A 15250-nucleotide genomic window follows, 5' to 3' on the forward strand; every position below is an offset into this window, starting at 1 on the left:
CCGCCTGTGATCCACAAGTTCCGGGGGATGGTAAGCGGCCTGTTGCCGCTTTGCCTTTTGCAAGCTGAAGAATTTGATAAAAAGATGGTGAAATGAATGAATCACTCTCAGGGCAAAGTGTCGCTCCCGGTCATCAAACGGCTGCCGAAATATTACCGCTATATTTCCCAGCTGCACCGATCCGGCGTCTCCACGATTTCCTCCAGTGAACTGGCCCGCATGATGGGCACCACTGCCAGCCAGGTGCGGCAGGATTTCAACTGTTTTGGCGGGTTCGGCCAGCAGGGCATCGGCTACAACGTGGAGGTTTTGGAAAACGAGATCGGCCAGCTTTTGTTCGGCCACGGAGAAAAGCTGCCCACCATCCTTCTCGGCGCCGGGCGCCTGGGCACCGCCGTCTCCCGTTTTTTGACCACCGATACCAACGGGTACAATCTGTTGGCGGTGTTCGATGTCCGGCAGGAACTGGTGGGTCACGATCTGGACGGTGTGCCCATCCTCCACATTGACGAACTGGACGATTTCTGCAAGGCGAACCGTCCCGCCGTGGCAGTGCTTTGTCTGCCCCGGGAAAGCGCGAAGGCAGTCTCCGGCAAGCTGGTGGAACTGGGGATCAAGGGCTTCTGGAATTTCAGCCACTATGACCTGGCGGTGGCCTATCCCGGCATTACCGTGGAAAACGCGCATCTGGGAGACAGCCTGATGAGTCTGGGGTATCGGCTGCGCAACAAGTAAAACTCCAAAACGGAAAGTGAGCGTCTCTCCCCTATGGCCAAATTATACTTTCGCTATGGCGCGATGAACAGCGGCAAAAGCACCGCCCTGATGCAGGTCGCTTTCAATTATGAGGAGCGGGGCATGCGGGTGTTCATCCTCAAACCCAGCATCGACACAAAAGGCGGCGAATGTCTTTTGAGCCGCCTGGGCGTCAGCCGCCCGGTGGACAGGGCGGTGACCCCCGACATGGACGTGTTTGAACTTGTGAGGCAGGAGGCCTTTCGCGGTGACAAGCCCCTGGCCTGTGTCCTCACCGACGAAAGCCAGTTTTTCACCCCGCAACAGGCCGAACAGCTTTTCATGGTCACGGTCAAGCTCAACATTCCCGTCATTGCCTACGGCCTGCGCACCGACTTTTCCATGAACGGGTTCCCCGGCTCCACCCGCCTTTTGGAACTTGCCCATGCCATTGAGGAGATGAAGACCATCTGCACCTGCGGGCGCAAGGCCACCTGCAACGGGCGAAAGGTGAACGGAGAATTCGTGTTTGAGGGCGATCAGGTTGCCATCGACCAGGAAAACAACGTGCAGTACCAGAGTCTTTGCGCCCAGTGCTATTTTGCCGAGCGTGAAAAGTTCTACCAGCGGCACCCGAAAGTCGGCCTTTGAACCATCGCTCTGCTTTATAACGTTTACCCCCGCGGGCTGCCCGCGGGGGATTTTTGTTTTTCCGGTGTTTCTCTCTTGAATTCCGGAATATGCCATGGTAGAATAAACACAAAATATATATTCTGTATTTATTGCGTGGAGGTGAAAGAATGCCAAAGGTCTCATACTCGCAAGCGGAGCGCCAACAGATCCGGCAGGATCTGATCGTCACCGGTCTTGCCCTGATGGCCAAACAGGGCATCCAGCACACCACGGTGGAACAGATCTACAAAAAGGTGGGCATCTCCCGTTCCTTCTTTTACACCTTCTTTCCCACCAAGGAAGACCTGATCGTGGAAACGCTCTACCTCCAGCAACCCCGCATCCTCCGCTATGCCCGGCAACTGATGGACGACCCGGCGCTGGACTGGCGAAGCGCCCTCACCCGGTTTCTCCATTCCTGCTGCTACGGCGAACAGCACGGGATCGCAGTGCTGACCATTGAACAGCAGCAACTGATCTTCCGGCGGCTCACTCCCGAAAGCTACCGTGTCTTTCGCGAAAAACAGGCGCGGCTGTTTGGGCAGTTGCTGGATATTTTCGGTGTAAAGCCCTCCCCGCCCCGGATCAGTCTTTTCACCAACCTGTGCCTGACGGTGATGATCGTCCGCCGCGCCATTCCCGAAAGCCTTCCCCTCTTCGTTCCCGAGGCGGCCGACGCCACGGTCGCGGCTCAGATCCGCACCATCGTGGACTGCCTGGCCTCCCTCAGGGATGAAGACGCCTGCAATGCATAACCCACGCTCCGGCCCGTTCGGATCCCCGTTTCAGCGGCATTTTCCGGCGGGCCGGCCTTTCACCCAAAATAAAGATAAATTTAAAGATTTATCTTTATATAAAGTTCATGCGTCCTGCTCCCGGCGGGGCGATATCATACATATTCAGGAGGTTTTTGACATGGGTATTTTCAGCAAGCTGTTCAAGGGGCCAACGATCGACATGGAAAAAAGCGCCGCAAACGCCCGAAAAATGCGATCGCTGTTCGATCATGTGGTGGAAAACGGCGGCCAATACAGGCTGATCTTTGGTTACACCGAAGACGTGAGCCGCTTCAATTACGGCTTTGTCCACGGCAGCAAGACTAAGATCGGCAATCTCATCGTGGGCTGGAACGAAGAGACGCAGACCGTTGTGGTGGTGCCCACCGTCCCCGATCTTTCCAGCTGCGGCGATCCCGTTTACTACCGGCGTGCGGATATTCTCAAAGCCTGCCGGAACAAGTACCCCACCGACGCCTTTGTCATCTATCCTGACAAGCGGGGGTACATTGCCATCAACGCCTACGATTGGCTGGAGGATGAACGTTTGTATGTATATGTTTCCCAGGAGGAAGAACTGGCGGCCTTCACCGATTTCTTTTTGAATCGCTTTGCGAAAAAGTGAACCGGTGATGCCGCGGATCAAACGTTTTGGGAGATCGTCCCCGCCCACGGCGGTGATGCTCTTCGGCCGGCACCGGGTTTCAGTTGGTGGAATTTCTGCCGGAACAGACAAAGCGTCTGCCCTTCCGCCGTCGGCCTGGCACCCCCTGTGGAAAGAAAAGGAGAATCACAATGGACATCAATGAGATCATGAACCGGGCAAAGGCCGCGCAGGCGCGCGCCCTGGACAGCCTGCATGAGATGGAGGAAAAATCGCCGGCCGCATTTTCTTCCCGACCGGAGTCGGTCATCCCGCCCCAGCGTCCTGCCGATGACGAGGCTGCTCAGCAGGCAGCCAATACCCGGCGCCAGGTGGAGATCCTGGGGCAGATATTTGACGCCGATGCCATGGCGCAGATGGCAGCCAATCAGGAACAACTGCAGCAGGCGATCAACGCCAGGGTCGCCGAAGCGGCTGCCATGAGCACCAACGCCGTGATGGAGCAGATGTTCGGGGAAGACATGGGGGTGCTGGCCGCGGCGCTGGAGGCCCTGGCCATGGGGGATGAGGGCGACGGATTTTGCGCCGAGGATGAGGAGGAGAGCGACGAGGCGCTGTTCACGCTGCTGGACGAGACGATGGCACGGCTGGAAGCGCTGCCTGAACCAATGCCCGCGGAGTACGGGAAAAGCCCGGAACTCTGGGGGCGGTTCGGGATCCTGCTGTCCGGCATCGTGTCCACCCTCAACGATCATCGTTTGGACGGGATGGATGTGGAGGAGCACATCCCCGTGCTGGAACAGCAGGTGGTCTCCGTCGTGCGCCGCTCCTGGGGCATTGACGGGCGGGGTGAACTGTTGGAAACGCTCCGCTACCTGACCCAGGGCGGCTACACCGCGCGTTACCGTTTTTATTGCGAGGCTTTGTCGCCGGAGGAATTAATGACCGGCGATGAGGATGAGGATGACCGGGAGGGGGTCATTCGGGCGTGGAATTTTGCCCAGCGATACAAAGGCCGGTACTCCCCTGCCTTCATGGCGGGTTGGGACGTGGGCCGCGCCGCCATGCTGGCCCGCTGGGGCAGCTATCTGGGCTGGATCACCCCGGAGGAGGCGCAGGGCATCCTGTGGGAACTGGCACAACGGGCGGCCGAAGACTTGGGCAGCTGGCGGGAATTCGCCCAGTCCTACCTCTTTGGCGGCCTGATGTGGAAACTTCTCTGCAACAGCCCCGCCGAAGGGTACCTGGGCTATCTTGCCGACGCGGCCACCTGCCTTTTGATGGGAAAAGGCGACGGTTCCGGCGGACAGTGGAGGGATTTTCCCTGGCCGGCACGCAAAAAAATCGGGTTTGCGCCGTGATATCCTGCGCAGACGCCGCCATATCTGCATCGCCCCCCCCGCGCGGCCTGCCTGAAATACGCAAATCCCCTTTGCGGACCCGCCGCAAGGGGGATTTGCTTTACGCTATTGTACGGACGTCAATCAGCCGTCCCGCTGCTTTTTGATGACCTTCAGCCGGGAGAAGTCCTCCCGTTCCTTTTCCTCCAGCACCTCGGTGATATACTTGATGGTGGCGGTAAACTGAGGGATCATGATGTTATTCAGCGCATTGGCGCGCTTCTGGGTCTTCTGAATGGCCACAGCAAGGCGATAGACGCTGCTCTCCACCTCCGCCAGCTCCACCGTGAGGCGCTTGACCTCACAGAATTTCAGGTATACATCGTCCAACTGGCTGTTGGTGGAATCCAGCCCGTAGTACAGGCCCGGCGTGCTGTCCTCCAGCTTCACGATGGGCAGTTCCACGCCCATGACGCTGCGGTAGTCCAGCTTGAGGCCGGTCTCCACCGGCACGGTCTTGGCGAACTCGCCCACCACGCCCAAGGTAATGTTGGCACGCTGTAAGGCCTTGTACGCCGCCGAGTAGGCGGTGGCGATCTCGTCCTGGATGGCGGCCGCCCGGTCGATCAGCTGCATCATTTCCCGCACAAGGATGTTGCGTTTGCGGTCCATCAGGTCATAGCCCTGGCTGGCAAGCGCAAGGCTGCGCTTTTGCGCCATCAGGTTCGATTTGGTCGGGAAAACCTGTGCCATACGGCAGCCTCCTCTCTGTTAAAAATCACTTGCTGCTCTTGAGGACCGTGCTGAGATCCCGATGGGCCGCGTTCGTCTTGGGTTTGTAGTAGTGGTCCAGCATGACCTGGTCCACACGATCCAGTTCCTCGCGGGGCAGCATGGACAGAAGCTCCCACCCGAGGTCCAGCGTCTCCTCGATGGTGCGGTTGGTGTTGCCCTGCCCCACGAACTTCTGCTCGAAGGCACGGCCAAACTCCATGACCCGCTTGTCGCTGGCGGAGAGTTCCTCCTCGCCGATGACGCTGGCCAGGGCCTTGGCGTCCTGCACGCGGGCATAGGTGGCGAACAACTGGTTGGCCAGCGGGTTGTGGTCCTCACGGGTGTAACCGGCGCCGATGCCGTCCTTCATCAGACGGGACAGGCTGGGCAGCACGCTCACCGGCGGATAGACGCCGGTGGCGTCCATGCCGCGGTCCAGCACGATCTGGCCCTCGGTGATGTAACCGGTCAGGTCGGGGATGGGGTGGGTGATGTCGTCGCCGGGCATGGTGAGGATGGGGATCTGGGTCACGCTGCCCTTGCGGCCCTCGATGATGCCGGCGCGCTCGTACAGCGACGCCAGGTCGGAATAGAGGTAGCCGGGGTAGCCCTTACGGCCGGGGATCTCGCCCTTGGAGGAGGAGAACTCGCGCAGGGCTTCGCAGTAGCTGGTCATATCGGTGAGGATGACCAGGATGTTCTTGCCCAGGTCGAAGGCCAGGTACTCGGCGATGGTCAGCGCCGCGCGGGGGGTGATGATACGCTCCACGATGGGGTCGTTGGCCAGGTTCAGCAGCATGACCACCCGGTCCATAACGTTGGCGGCCTCAAAACTCTTTTTGAAGTAGTCGGCCACGTCGTTCTTCACGCCCATGGCGGCGAACACGATGGCGAAGTCCTCGCCGTCGGAAACGTCCGCCTGCTTCACGATCTGCACCGCCAGCTCGTTGTGCTTCATACCGGAACCGGAGAAGATGGGCAGCTTCTGGCCGCGGATCAGGGTGGCCAGCGCGTCGATGGAGGAGATGCCGGTGCGGATGTAGTTGCGGGGGTACACGCGGCTCACCGGGTTGATGGGCGAGCCGTTCACGTCCCGCCGGAACTCGGGGTAGATTTCCCCCAGGCCGTCGATGGGGCGGCCCAGGCCGTCCAGCGTGCGGCCAAGGATCTCAGGGCTCAGGTCCACCATCATGGGATGGCCGGACAGGGTGGTGCGGGTGTTCTCCAGCGAGAAGCCGGTGGTGCCTTCAAACACCTGAATGACGCACTTCTCGCCTTCGATCATCACGATACGGCCCACGCGCTGGGTGCCGTCGGTGAGTTTCATGACCACCATCTCATCGTAGGCGGCGTCCTGCACGCCGTCCAGGACAACCAGCGAGCCGTTGATCTGGCTTAAACCAACATGTTCAAGGATCATATGTCTCTCTTTAGCTCCTTTCCCTTGTTAAGCGCGCAGCAGCTCGCCGATCTTCTGGTCGATCTCGGCGGTGTACTCGTCGAACATTTCCAATTTGTCATTGGGGATATCGTACTTCATCTTGACCAGCTTGTCGAACAGGCCCAGACGCAGCAGCTTGCTGATGGGGATCTGCCGTGCCACCAGCGCCTGGCTCTTCTCGTACAGGTGCAGGATGACCTGCATCATCTTCAGCTGTTTCTCCATGCTGACGTAAGTATCCTGGTCATGGAAGAAGTTCTGCTGCAAAAAGCCCACACGGATGACGCGGGCGATCTCGATGACCAGTTTCTGGTCGTCGGGCAGCACGTCGGAGCCGATCAGCTTGACGATCTCCATCAGGCTGGTCTCCTGCAGCAGCAGGCTTGCGATCTGCTCGCGGCAGGACAGGAAATCCGGGCCCACGTTGTCGTAGTACCAGGGAGCCAGATCGGTGAGGTACTCGGTATAGCTGGTGTTCCAGTTGATCGCCGGGTAGTGGCGGGCATAGGCCAGCGCCTTGTCCAGCGCCCAGAAGCAGCGGGTGAAGCGCTTGGTGTTCTGGGTGACCGGCTCGGAGAAGTCGGCGCCCGGAGGGCTGACAGCGCCGATAACAGTGACCGAGCCCTCTTCCCCGTTCAGCGCGCGCACATAGCCGGCGCGCTCGTAGAACTCGGCCAGACGGCTGGGCAGATAGGCGGGATAGCCCTCGTCGGCGGGCATCTCTTCCAGACGGCCGCTGATCTCACGCAGGGCCTCGGCCCAGCGGCTGGTGGAGTCGGCCATCATGGCGGTGTGGTAACCCATATCGCGGTAGTACTCCGCCAGGGTGATGCCGGTGTAGATGGACGCCTCACGGGCGGCCACCGGCATGTTGGAGGTGTTGGCGATCAGCACCGTGCGGTCGGTCAGGGGCCGGCCGGTCTTGGGGTCGGTCAGTTCGCCGAACTCGGTCAGCGCCTGGGTCATCTCGTTGCCGCGCTCGCCGCAGCCCACATAGATGATGATGTCGGCGTCGCACCATTTGGCCAGCTGGTGCTGGGTCATGGTCTTACCGGTACCGAAACCACCGGGGATGGCGGCCGCGCCGCCCTTGGCAATGGGGAACATGGTGTCCACCACGCGCATGCCGGTGATCAGCGGGCGCTGGGCAGGCATACGGGCCTGCACCGGGCGGGGACGCCGGATGGGCCACTTCTGGCACAGGGTGAGTTCCCGCTCCTTGCCGGATTTGTCGGTGATGCGCACCACGGTGTCGTTCACGGTGTAGCTGCCGTTCTCCGCCACCCAGGTCACGGTGCCTTCCACGCCGGGCGCGGCCATGCACTTGTGCAGGATGACCGGAGTCTCGGGGCAGGTGGCGTAGATCTGGCCGGGGGTGAGTTTGTCGCCCACCTTCACGGTCACGGTCACATCCCACTTGGCGTCCGGGTCCAGGCTGGGGATGTTGCTGCCGCGGGCGATGAAAGGCCCGCTGGCCTTCTCCAGCGCGGGCAGCGGCCGCTGGATACCGTCGTAGATATTGCGAAGGATGCCCGGTCCAAGGGTCACGCACAGAGGGCCGCCGGTGGTGGTCACCGGCTCGCCGGGGGCAAGGCCGCTGGTCTCCTCGTAGACCTGGATGGTGGTGAGTTCCTCATCCATGCGGATGACCTCGCCCACCAGATGGTCATTGCCGACGTGGACCATTTCCATCATGGAAAGGTCGGTCTTGCCTTTGATGGTGACCACCGGGCCGTTGATGCTGTAGATGAGATTCTGAGCCAATTCGGTTCACCTCGGTTTTCAAATTAAAGGGCGATGGACATGCCGGAATTCTGCAGGAACCAGTCTTTCTGGGCATCCAGCTTCATATCCAGCGTGTCGTCCGCCTCCACCGCGCCGCTCTTGGCGCGCAGGCCGCCCAGGCGGATGGTGGGGTCGGCACTCACCGCACAGCCGGCGGGAACGGCCTTCTTTGCCACTTCCACATCCTGCGTGCGGGCAAAAAACTCCGCTTTGTCTGCATGGAGCAGCTGCAGCAGCGCTTCCGCGCTCGTGCGCAGGTAGTCAGTGTATTCCGGCTTTGCGGTAAACTGCGCAAGGCGCTCCTCACAGGCGTCAAACACCTGCTGCTCGATCTCGTTGCGGCGGGTGGCCAGTTCGGCGCCGGTCTCCAGCACGCTGTGGGACAGTTTGCGGTTGGTGTCTTCCTGCAGGCGGACCTTCTCATAGTCCCCCATCTGCTTCGCCTTGGCTGCGGCGTCGGTTTTCACTTTCTCCAGTTCGGCGGCGATCTCCTCGTCGATGGCCTGGATGATGGCGGCGCGGCGTTTCTCGCCGTCCCGCTGAATGGCCTGCATGAATTTTGCCGCGCGCTCGTTTTCTTCAATCATTTGCTGCACCTCAAATCTTAACGCCGATGGCTTCGCGTACATAGCGGGTGATGCGGTCCCGGCCAAGGACCGAACCGTGCCGGTCGGGGATGGCCAGCACCAGCGGACCCTCCTGGTCTTTTTTCGCGTCGTTGACGATCTCGGTGAAATCGTCGGCGATCTTTTCGGTCACCAGGATCATCCCGATGTCCGGCTGCGACAAAGCGAGTTCGAAGGCGTTGGTCACTTCCTCGGCGGTGTGCGCCACCACGCCCTCAATGCCCGCCAGCCGCATGCCGGTCTGGGTGTCGGTGTTGTCGCTGATCAGAAAGAAACGCATTGCTGCGCCCCCTTTATACCAGTTTGTTCAGGATCAGGATGGAGATAACGACGCCGTACAGCGCGATGGACTCGCCCAGAGCCACGAAGATCAGGCTCTTACCGAAGCTCTTGGGATCCTCGCTGGCGGCGGCGATGGCGGCGGGGGCGCCGGCGGCCACAGCCATACCGCCGCCGATGCCGGCCAGACCGGTGACCAGAGCGGCAGCGATCAGGCCCAGGCCCATGCTCTCGTTGCTGGCAGCCTTCTCAGCGGCGGTCATAACGGCAGTGGTGGCCTCGCCCTCAGCGCTGACGGCAAAGGCAAAGCAGGCGGCCAGCAGCAGCACCACGACAAAGGCAGTGATGTTCAGGGTCAGGGTGCGCTTGACGGGCATCCCCTTGGCGGACTGGCGGGCCAGATAGGCGGCAAAGCCCATCAGCAGGCTCAGGGGCAGAACGATCAGGCAGATGGTCAGAAAGGTATTCATGGTTAAATCCTCCAAATCAATTTAATGTCTTTTTTGTATCGAAACAGGGAAACGCGCCGCTGGGCACCGGTTCTCTGCTCAGGCGGGAAAACAGATCTCAGTTCTTCGGGTCGGTGAGGCTCACGCCCTTGAAGGGATGGCCGCCGCCCTCATAGCAGCGGCTGAACATCTCGTAGAATTCCAGACGCAGGCCCTGGATGCCGGAGAGCAGGCCCTCCAGCGCAATGATAAGCGCGTTGCCCAGGATCACCACGATGGGGTTCACCGGATCGCCGGCCAGGCTGAAAATGGCCATCATCATGGCGGCGTGGACGAAGACGAAGGCGCCCACACGCAGGAAAGAAACGGTGTTGCTGAAGTAACTCAGCACATATTCCAGCAACTCGAAGATGTTCTGCATGCAGTAGTCCGACCAGCTCTCAGGCTTCCAGTTGGGGTGATGGTCCACCAGGCCGATCAGGATCTCCTGGAAGAACAGCAGAACCAGGCCACCGCCGATCAGCGCAAAGGCGACCGTGCTGGGCAGGAAATGGGGGCCGCTCATAAAGTCGCTCACAAAGGAGACGCCGCCGCAGTAGGTCAGCACACCCACCAGGCCGTTGTTGGAGAAGATCGCGTCGCCCCAGTGGCCCTTGCGGATGGCTGCGATCATGTGCAGCACCATGGCGGCCAGCACCAGCGCCACGCCGATGAAGATGGCGCAGATCAGGATGGGATTGATGGCCGCGGTGTCCAGCACCGACGTGGGGGTGCCAGGCCAGTTGCTGATGGGCTTGCCGGACATACCCAACGCCTCGTAAACAGGTTCCAGCGCCTCCTCAAAGCCGAACACCGAGCCGAACAGGAAGCCGAACACCATGCTGGAGATGCCGCAGGGAATGATCAGGCGGGCCAGCGCCATCTTCTTCCACTTCCACAGCACAAAGCCGCCCACGGCCAGCACGGCACCCTGGCCCATATCACCGAACATGATGCCGAACAGCACCGTGAAGGTGACCGCCACAAAGGCGGTGATGTCCATCTCGCCGTAGCTGGGCAGGCCGTACATATCCACAAAGAACTCGAAGGGCTTTACAAACCACGGGTTCTTCAGCTTTGTGGGCGGGGTGGCGTTGTCCACCTCGTCGGGATCGGATACCGTGACCCGCATATGGCGGATCTGTTTGACCTTCTCGGCGAAGGCGTCCGCCTTGGCGGCAGGCACCCAGCCCACCAGGAAGAAATAGTTGTCACGGTAAGCGGCATAGTGGCGCAGGTCAAAGGCCTCTTCGTGCCATTTCAGCTGCTGATAGAGTTCATTGCAGGTGTCTTTCTGCTCAGCCCAGCACTGGGTGATCTGGTTTTCCGCATGCGTGATCTTTGCCTCGCAGTCCTTGATCTCCTCGCCCAGCTGTTTGACGATGGACTCCGGCGTGCCGGACGCCTCCGGCAGGTGCAGGCGCTCAAAGAAGAGCGTTGCAAAGATGCCGTCGATCTCGTCGGCGTTGCGCAGCGGCGTGAAGTAGATGCCCCAGTAGCCGCCCTTGTCCTCGCTGCAGGTGACAAACAGCACATGGGGGTTCTCCGCATAAGCCACCATCATGCGCGCGTAACTCGCCTTGGGCAAAAAGCCGAACCGCACCTTGATATATTCGCCCTTGATGATCTCGTCAAAGGGCATATCCAGGCCGACGAAGTGGCTGAACTGCGTTCTCTTTTCCTCCAGTTCGCTCTTCTTTTTCTCCAATTCGGCCTTGTCGCTCTGCATCTGGGCGAGGCGCGCAGCAAGGTCGTGGATCTTCTCTTCCGCTTGCGGCTGAATGTCCCCGGCAGACTGCTCGCGAAGCGTCGGGGCGCTCTCCCCCACCAGCTGATACAACTCCTCCATCTTCTGCACCCGGGCAGTGTAGGGGTTGTCCTCGCTGAGGGTGATGTACCCCAGTGAACCGGACATATGCTGAATGGCCGGTTCGGGGTGGAAGTTGCCATCCAGACAACAGTTGTAAATCACGTTGTCCAGATTTTTGAGCAGGCCGTCCACCCGCACCAGTTTCATTTTTTCAATGGCCAATGTATCCTCATCTTCCTTTCGGGTCGTTCCAACCTTCGATCGAATTGACCGGCGCCGTGAAGACGCCCGTCGGCGGTTTCATCACGGCTCGGGATTTTCCTGCTTCCACCGGCGCATCGACAGGGTCATGTCCTGCGCAACGTTGAGCCCGCCCACCTTGGAGCAGTCGTCCATGAAGGACGGGAGGTCCGGCTGCGCGATCCACACACAGTAGAAGAAATGTTCGCCGCGCACCGCCGCGCACCGCCGCAATTCAAACAGCCTTGCCAGGCTGCACACCGACGCATAGATGCCGGCGACCCGCCATTTCGCCTCGTTCCACAGCCGGGTCATCTGCCCGTTCACCTCGGCGATCTCCTGGTTCAGCAGGTCGATGTTGTGCTGCAGATTCTTGACGATCTGCTCCGGTGTGCCCGCGGCGCCGGGAAGGCGGATCCGCTCAAAAAAGGCCTCCGAGAAGATGCCGTCCACCCGGGCTGCGTCCTTCTGCGGGGCAAAGTACACGCCCCACAGGGCTTTGTCGTCCTCGCTGCAGGGAACAAACAGGATGTAGGGATCCGAGGTAAAGTCCTTTTGCAGCATCGCATAGCCGCGTTTGGGCAGCCGGCCGAAACGGATCTTGACGTATTCACATTGCTGGGTCAGTTCCACCGGGATCGTCAGGTTGGAAAAGTGCGCGAAAGACTCGGCGCCTTTGGAACAGATCTCCAGCTGCTTTTTCAGCAGTTCCCGATCCTTTCGATGCGCTTCCAGCCGTTCGTTCAGGTCCGCAAGGAACAGCTTCGTGTCCTGCGCGCGCCCGTCGGCGAGCGTGGGCTCCACAACGGGGATCTCAAACCCCTGTGCCAGGTGCTCGATCTGCTCGACCATCTGCCCCCAGGGATTGTCTTCATTCAAAGCCACATAGCCGGATGAAGCGCTCATGTGATCCAGCGCGCGGGCCGGATGGACCCGTTTGCCGTCCACACAGCATTTTTCGATGAATCCGTCCAGCTTTTCCAGCGGGCCGTCCACCCAGACAAGCTGCATTTTGGGGTCAAAAAACATTGCGGCACCCCCCTTAATCGCCCACGCCTACCAGCATGGTAGCGATATCGTCCGGAGCGAGGCCATACCGCACGCCCTCGATGATATGTACAATGTTGGTAAGCTCGTTTTCAGCCAGGAAAATATAGCAGAACAGAACCACACTGGGGTTGGTGGAAAAGCGAAGCTTTTTCAGATGCCAGCGATAGTCGATCTTCTGCACGCCCTCCTCGATGTAATCGAAGCTGGCGCCGTAAAACTCGGAGGCATACGGCGTGTTCACGAGCCGATGGATCACGTCCTGTGCGTCCTGCGCGTCCATGAGACTGTCCAGCTGCCGCTGGGTCATGTTGGAAACGCTCAGGCTGACGCGCTTTTTGATGAACGCCCGATCCGCGTGCAGCACGCTCTTCAGGCGGTAGATGTCCGCGATGGCCCGCAGGTCGCTCTGACGGCGCAGCAGATACAGCATCTCTTCTTTGCTCTTGCCCTTCAGCTTGGTGTCGGCGATCTGCTCCACCTGGGTGTTCACAAAGCTGTCCAGCGCCGCCTCCAACTCCAGCATACCGCTGTTCTCCAGTGCGAACTCCGGGTCGTCCGCAAAGGGCTGGAGGACCTTCGCGTAAGGCGTGCCCTCCAGGGCAAGAACCAGCATCTTGAAGTTCTTCGCGGCGGACATGGCGTTCAGGTTCAGGCAGGAATGCTTTTTGATGAACTCCGGCATGGTGTAGATAGAAACGTCATCGCCGGGAGCGTGGAGTTCCTGCAGCCGGGTATTGATGGCCTGCACCTCGCTGCGGATGATAAAATACCGGTAAAAATCGTGACCAATGTTCATCTCATAGCGGCACAACGACGCATACTGCTCAAAAAGATTGAGCCGCAACAGCGCCTCCAGCTGCGCACGGTGCGTGATGGCCGGGTTCGCGGCCTGCAGCGCCTCTGAGTAGGCGGTGCGCGTTTTGAGGTAGCTGATCAGATCCGGCAGGTCGCGGCAGTTCAGAAGTTCCTGATAATTCCGCGCAGTGAGCCGGCGGCCGTACATTGCCCGCGCCTTGGCCAGAATGGCGTTGGACGCCTGGGTATTGCCCATGTCACTGCCCCCCGCCCAACACCCGGGTCAGAATTGCCTGCACCCAGGCGTCTTTGTTTTTTGCAAGCTGCTGGTCAAGCTGATCCAGGATCTGCTGCTTGCGCTTTGCCTGATTGGCAAGTTCCTGTTCGGCACGGTTCTTTTCCGCCTGGCTGAACTCGTCCACCTCGCGGCGCATATCCTCCATCGCCCGCTCCTCCAGCTGTTTTGCCTGTGCGGCTTTATCAGCCTGTGCTTTTTGGCGATACTCCTCGGTGGCTTGGGTGCGTGCCCGCTCCTCCTCGTCAATTTTCAAAATGGCGCGCAGCAGTTCATTGGTGCCATTCATGTAAAAACATCTCCTTCCAAAAAACGCAGGGCTCACGCCTGCCGTCGCGGTTTTGGGTCCGGTTTTGCTCCGAAAAGGCCAAACGCTACTGTCCGGATGCCAAATCATGTACATTATATACCCATTTGAAAAGTGAAACAACCCATCTGTCATTTTTTCGTCAACTTACACATTTCTTCTTTCGTTTGTGTACCACTTGACAAGAAAAAGTTCTTCTGCTATAATTACAAAGCAGCCTTGAGACAGGGTAGCACATTGAATCATTTGGGGGTATAGCTCAGCTGGGAGCGCCAGCAACCGCATGTGACGACCCCTCAACGCGAGGAAATGACAATTTAATCAAAACCCCGGAAACTCAGTAAAATCAAGGGTTTCCGGTTATATGGGGGTATAGCTCAGCTGGGAGAGCGCTTGAATGGCATTCAAGAGGTCAGCGGTTCGATCCCGCTTATCTCCACCACAACAAACAAATCCGAACCTTGTGCCAATGGGCCGCGGGTTCGGATTTTTTCCGAAAAAGCTTTTCCCCTTCCGTCGCATTCCGTCCTCTTATGAAGGTAAAGGACAGGGCTTTTCCGCAACGCTGTTTCGGCGGTCCGCCGGCGCTGCGCACGCCTTTTTGAAAACTGCGTGTCGGCACAAGATGAAGGTTTTGTGACATCTGCGCCGAGGCTCTTGCATAATCGCGGGAAAACAGGTATCATAATAGTGTATCACATGGGCCCGTAAAGGTTTCGACGGGGAGTGTGAAGTGTGAGCAGCGGGTAGTGGATGGGGGCCACACTATAAACGCCTCCAAAAAAATAGCTAACAACAACAAATTAGCTGTCGCTGCCTGATAAAGGCAGCTGTCCTGCCCACTCAAGCGCCGTGTGGGGCCAGGGCATCATTTAGGCGCTGAACGTGAGCCGTCTCAAGCTTTGCGGGCGGCCATGACCTCATGAAGCTACCAAAGCGGCGGCCTGTTTGCCGGCCTGCCGCGGCGGGAATTTTGTAGACAAACTGCACCCGGAGATACTCTCGCGGATCGCTTTTCGGACACGGGTTCGATTCCCGTCGGGTCCACCATAAAATCAAAACGGTATAGATGCCACTGGCGAAAAGCCAGTGGCATCAACCGTTCCCGGGCTTTTTCAGCTCGAAAATTCGATGATGATTCCATAGATGCCAACCACTGTTTCCCCCTAACTGGTGGGATTCGAACCCCCTCTTCTCGGAGGTTGGCAAAACCAGAAACCATGTAGCGCCCTT

15 protein-coding genes, 1 tRNA gene and 1 other RNA gene are annotated in these 15250 nt (G+C 59.3%); 7 read left to right on the plus strand and 10 right to left on the minus strand.

Annotated elements, in window-relative coordinates; genetic code table 11:
* Positions 1-96: 96 nt before the first annotated feature.
* The 5 genes from ACH2A7_RS02440 (at position 97) to ACH2A7_RS02460 (ending at position 4148) form a co-directional block, all read left to right on the plus strand.
* Positions 97-735, plus strand: a complete 639-nt coding sequence (locus tag ACH2A7_RS02440) for a redox-sensing transcriptional repressor Rex (RefSeq protein WP_394959702.1) — start codon at positions 97-99, stop codon at positions 733-735.
* 33 nt (positions 736-768) lie between these two features.
* Positions 769-1386 (plus strand): thymidine kinase, encoded by a 618-nt coding sequence (locus ACH2A7_RS02445; RefSeq protein ID WP_394959704.1) that lies wholly within the window; start codon positions 769-771, stop codon positions 1384-1386.
* A gap of 149 nt (positions 1387-1535) precedes the next feature.
* On the plus strand, positions 1536-2162 hold the full coding sequence (locus ACH2A7_RS02450) for a TetR/AcrR family transcriptional regulator (protein WP_394959706.1): 627 nt from the start codon (positions 1536-1538) through the stop codon (positions 2160-2162).
* 160 nt (positions 2163-2322) lie between these two features.
* Positions 2323-2808, plus strand: a complete 486-nt coding sequence (locus tag ACH2A7_RS02455) for a hypothetical protein (RefSeq protein ID WP_394959708.1) — start codon at positions 2323-2325, stop codon at positions 2806-2808.
* A gap of 170 nt (positions 2809-2978) precedes the next feature.
* Positions 2979-4148: a DUF1266 domain-containing protein gene (locus tag ACH2A7_RS02460; RefSeq protein ID WP_394959710.1), complete on the plus strand. Its 1170-nt coding sequence runs from the start codon at positions 2979-2981 to the stop codon at positions 4146-4148.
* Between the two features lie 123 nt (positions 4149-4271).
* Here the strand turns inward: ACH2A7_RS02460 and ACH2A7_RS02465 are convergent, their stop codons facing one another.
* The 10 genes from ACH2A7_RS02465 to ACH2A7_RS02510 form a co-directional block, all read right to left on the minus strand.
* A complete protein-coding gene (locus tag ACH2A7_RS02465; RefSeq protein ID WP_394959713.1) occupies positions 4272-4880 on the minus strand; it encodes a V-type ATP synthase subunit D in 609 nt (202 codons plus the stop codon).
* A gap of 25 nt (positions 4881-4905) precedes the next feature.
* Complete coding sequence (locus ACH2A7_RS02470; protein WP_394959715.1) at positions 4906-6321, minus strand: V-type ATP synthase subunit B; 1416 nt, start codon at positions 6319-6321, stop codon at positions 4906-4908.
* Between the two features lie 27 nt (positions 6322-6348).
* Positions 6349-8106: a V-type ATP synthase subunit A gene (locus ACH2A7_RS02475; protein ID WP_394959717.1), complete on the minus strand. Its 1758-nt coding sequence runs from the start codon at positions 8104-8106 to the stop codon at positions 6349-6351.
* Between the two features lie 23 nt (positions 8107-8129).
* Entirely contained in the window at positions 8130-8714 is a 585-nt protein-coding gene (locus tag ACH2A7_RS02480; RefSeq protein WP_394959719.1) for a V-type ATP synthase subunit E, read from the minus strand.
* A gap of 10 nt (positions 8715-8724) precedes the next feature.
* Positions 8725-9033 carry a V-type ATP synthase subunit F gene (locus tag ACH2A7_RS02485; protein WP_394959721.1) on the minus strand — a complete coding sequence of 103 codons (309 nt, stop codon included), beginning with the start codon at positions 9031-9033 and terminating at the stop codon, positions 8725-8727.
* 13 nt (positions 9034-9046) lie between these two features.
* On the minus strand, positions 9047-9502 hold the full coding sequence (locus ACH2A7_RS02490) for an ATP synthase subunit C (protein ID WP_394959723.1): 456 nt from the start codon (positions 9500-9502) through the stop codon (positions 9047-9049).
* A 97-nt stretch (positions 9503-9599) separates the two neighbouring features.
* Entirely contained in the window at positions 9600-11552 is a 1953-nt protein-coding gene (locus ACH2A7_RS02495; protein WP_394959725.1) for a V-type ATP synthase subunit I, read from the minus strand.
* A gap of 81 nt (positions 11553-11633) precedes the next feature.
* Positions 11634-12599, minus strand: coding sequence for a hypothetical protein (locus ACH2A7_RS02500; protein WP_394959727.1), 966 nt, complete (start codon positions 12597-12599; stop codon positions 11634-11636).
* A 13-nt stretch (positions 12600-12612) separates the two neighbouring features.
* Positions 12613-13671, minus strand: coding sequence for a V0D/AC39 family V-type ATPase subunit (locus ACH2A7_RS02505; protein ID WP_394959729.1), 1059 nt, complete (start codon positions 13669-13671; stop codon positions 12613-12615).
* A 1-nt stretch (position 13672) separates the two neighbouring features.
* Entirely contained in the window at positions 13673-13999 is a 327-nt protein-coding gene (locus ACH2A7_RS02510) for a hypothetical protein (protein ID WP_394959731.1), read from the minus strand.
* A gap of 384 nt (positions 14000-14383) precedes the next feature.
* Between ACH2A7_RS02510 and ACH2A7_RS02515 the strand changes: the two genes are divergently transcribed.
* Both ACH2A7_RS02515 and ssrA read left to right on the plus strand, forming a co-directional pair.
* Positions 14384-14459: transfer RNA gene (locus ACH2A7_RS02515), tRNA-Ala, on the plus strand.
* Between the two features lie 259 nt (positions 14460-14718).
* Positions 14719-15067, plus strand: a transfer-messenger RNA (tmRNA) gene (gene ssrA / locus ACH2A7_RS02520).
* The last annotated feature ends 183 nt before the right edge of the window (positions 15068-15250 follow it).

It is taken from the genome of Candidatus Allofournierella merdavium (assembly GCF_944382735.1).
Classification (GTDB): domain Bacteria; phylum Bacillota; class Clostridia; order Oscillospirales; family Ruminococcaceae; genus Allofournierella_A; species Allofournierella_A merdavium.